Raw genomic sequence first — 2,481 nt, 5'->3', positions numbered from 1 at the left:
TATGCCGGGGCCGTCTCCCTGGCGTCCCCGGACGGCTGCGTCGTCTGGGGCGGGGCGGCCGACGGGGTGCGCTGGAGCAGCGCCGAGCCAGGCACGTGCTCGACACTGCCGTTCACCTCGTCGGACGCTCCCGCTGTGGAGAGTTGAGACGGCCCAGCGGGCGGCACGGCGGAGAGGTCGTCACACCGCACCGCCCGGGGCAAGCGGTCAGGCGTGCCGTATCCGCCGCGGGCCGACCACCGCTATGACCGCGCGAGGTAAGACGATGGTGGAGCGTCGCATGGAGCTACCTCCTGTCCAGGGACCGTAGGGGGCGGCCCCACAACCAGGCTGCCCCCTCACGCCCCACGGCGGTACCCCGAAAGCCACAACTGGCATGCGTACGCCATTCGGTGCACGCAAGCGCGCGGCCGGCCGTGCGACGGATCTCAGCCGCCGATCCGCCGCACGGCCGCCGCGAACCGCTCCACCGCGCCCGGGGCACTGCCCAGGAACAGGTTCGGCTCAAGCAGTTCCAGCTCCATCACCAGCGGCTCCCCGGCCTCGTCGAGCGCCAGGTCCACCCGCGCGTACAACAGCGGATCCGCGCCCCCGGCCCCCGGCACTGCGGCCAACGCCCGTGCAGCCAAACGCAGTTCAGCCTCCGACGGCGTGTAGGCGGCAACGCCCGGGTGGGCGTCGCGGGCGTTGTCTATCACACCGGGCTCGGTCAGCAGCGGGCCCTTGCGGATGGCGTGGCTGAACCGGCCGTCGAGGAACACCAGCGCCCGCTCGCCCTCCTCGACCCTGCGCAGGTACGGCTGGACCATGACGGTCCGCCCCTGGTCCAGGAGCGCCCGCGCGTGGCGGACGGCCCGGTCGTACTGGCCCGGCTCGTAGCGCGCCGTGTCACGGGCACCCGCCGAGACCGACGGCTTCACCACCACGGCTCCGGTGCCCACGAAGTCCTCCTCGGCGCACGGGTCGCCCGGCTCCACGAAACGCGTCGGCACCACGGGGACCCCACGTCCGGCCAGGTCGCGCAGGTAACGCTTGTCGACGCTCCAGCGCACGACCGGCTCCGGGTTCAGCAGCCGCGTCGCCCGCGCCGCCCCGCCCACCCAGCCCAGGAACTCGTCGAGGCGCCGCGAGTAGTCCCACACCGACCGGACCACGGCCAGGTCGTACGCGTCCCACGCCACACCGGACGCGTCCCAGGCCACCGCTTCGGCCCGCCCACCGTCGGCGTTCAGCGCCGCGACGATCCGCGGAAGGTCGGCGTCGTGCTCCAGACCCGTCGCGCTGGTCACGACCGCCACCCTGCCAGCCCCCATGTGCCCCGCCCCTCCTCAACGATCAGACGATCAACTGATCCACCTGCGGCGTCACCCTTTCACGCCGTCCGCACGGCCGTTCAAGGCCCCCCGGAACTCCCCCGGCGAGCTCCCCGCGGCCCGGGCGAAGAACTTGCCGAAGTTGGCGGCCTCGCTGAACCCGAGACGGCGCCCGATCGCGGCCGCGGTCAGATCGGTGTGGGCCAGCAGCCGCTTGGCCTCCAGGGCGACCCGGGCGTCGATGACGCTCTTCGCGGGCCGCCCGGTCGCCTCCAGGCTGGCGCGGGTGAGGGTCTTGGGGGTGGTGGCCAGCCGGTCGGCGTAGAAGGCGACGGAACGCTCCTCGGCGAAACCCCGCTCCAGCTCGGCCCGGAAGCGCGCGAACAACTCCCCGTGTCCGGCGGGCGCGGCCTCGCCCTCGGGTTCCGGCAGCTGCGCGACGCGCAGCAGGAGCGCGCCGAGGAGATGGCGCAACAGCTCGGCCACGGCCCCGTCGGCGCCCCCACCCGGCCCGCCCTCGTGCCGTTCGTGGGCGCGGACGAGAAGGTCGGTGTACGCGGAGAGCTCGGCCGAGTCGTTCCCGTACGGCTGCCAGTGCGCGGGCCCGAACGGGTCGTCGATCAGGTGCCGCACGCTGAGCGGCGGGGGAAACTCCGGCGTGAACAGGACCAGCCGCGCGCGCAGCCCGGTTTCGCGGGGGTATCGGTGCACCTGCCCTGGTCGCACCCACAGGAGGGTCCCGGGGCGGCAGTCGTGATCGACGAAATCGACCATGTGCACGCCGACCCCTCCGGTCACGAGGACGAGCAGGTGGAAGTCGAGCCGTTGGGGCACCCCGGCGAGGTCGACAGGCGTGCGCCGCCGGACGTCTTCGACGGTCTCGACCTCGATGCCGAGGGCGGGACAGTGGGGGTTGCGATAGGCGATGTCGATGATCGTCGGGTCGTTGGGGTGTCCGTTTTCCACCATGGTGGTTCGACGGTAGCCGGGCGGGTGTCAGACGGCGACCGGTGGGAGTTCGTCGGCGGGACGACGGGCGGCGAGCGGCTGACGGTCAGATGACAGCCGAGCGCCTGACGGCTGACGGCTGACGGCTGACGGCTGACGGCTGACGGCTGACGGCTGACGGCTGACGGCTGACGGCTGACGGCTGACGGCTGACGGCTGA

The 2,481-nt window shown here is 73.0% G+C and carries 2 protein-coding genes; both read right to left on the bottom strand.

Annotated elements, in window-relative coordinates:
* Positions 1–428 precede the first annotated feature (428 nt).
* On the bottom strand, positions 429–1,289 hold the full coding sequence (locus ABT160_RS46760; RefSeq protein ID WP_351656475.1) for an ATP-grasp domain-containing protein: 861 nt from the start codon (positions 1,287–1,289) through the stop codon (positions 429–431).
* Positions 1,290–1,364: 75 nt separating this feature from the next.
* Complete coding sequence (locus ABT160_RS46755; protein ID WP_351656472.1) at positions 1,365–2,282, bottom strand: helix-turn-helix domain-containing protein; 918 nt, start codon at positions 2,280–2,282, stop codon at positions 1,365–1,367.
* Positions 2,283–2,481 lie beyond the last annotated feature (199 nt).

It is taken from the genome of Streptomyces sp. NPDC001941, assembly GCF_040296945.1.
In the GTDB taxonomy this organism is placed as follows: Bacteria; Actinomycetota; Actinomycetes; order Streptomycetales; family Streptomycetaceae; genus Streptomyces.
The sequence above is the reverse complement of the archived record's forward strand: the minus strand, read 5'-3'. Positions and strand labels throughout refer to the sequence as shown.

Bases quoted from the DNA above. Each gene is read 5' to 3' on its own strand.
- ABT160_RS46755 (WP_351656472.1), bottom strand. From the start codon at position 2,282: ATGGTGGAAAACGGACACCCCAACGACCCGACGATCATCGACATCGCC.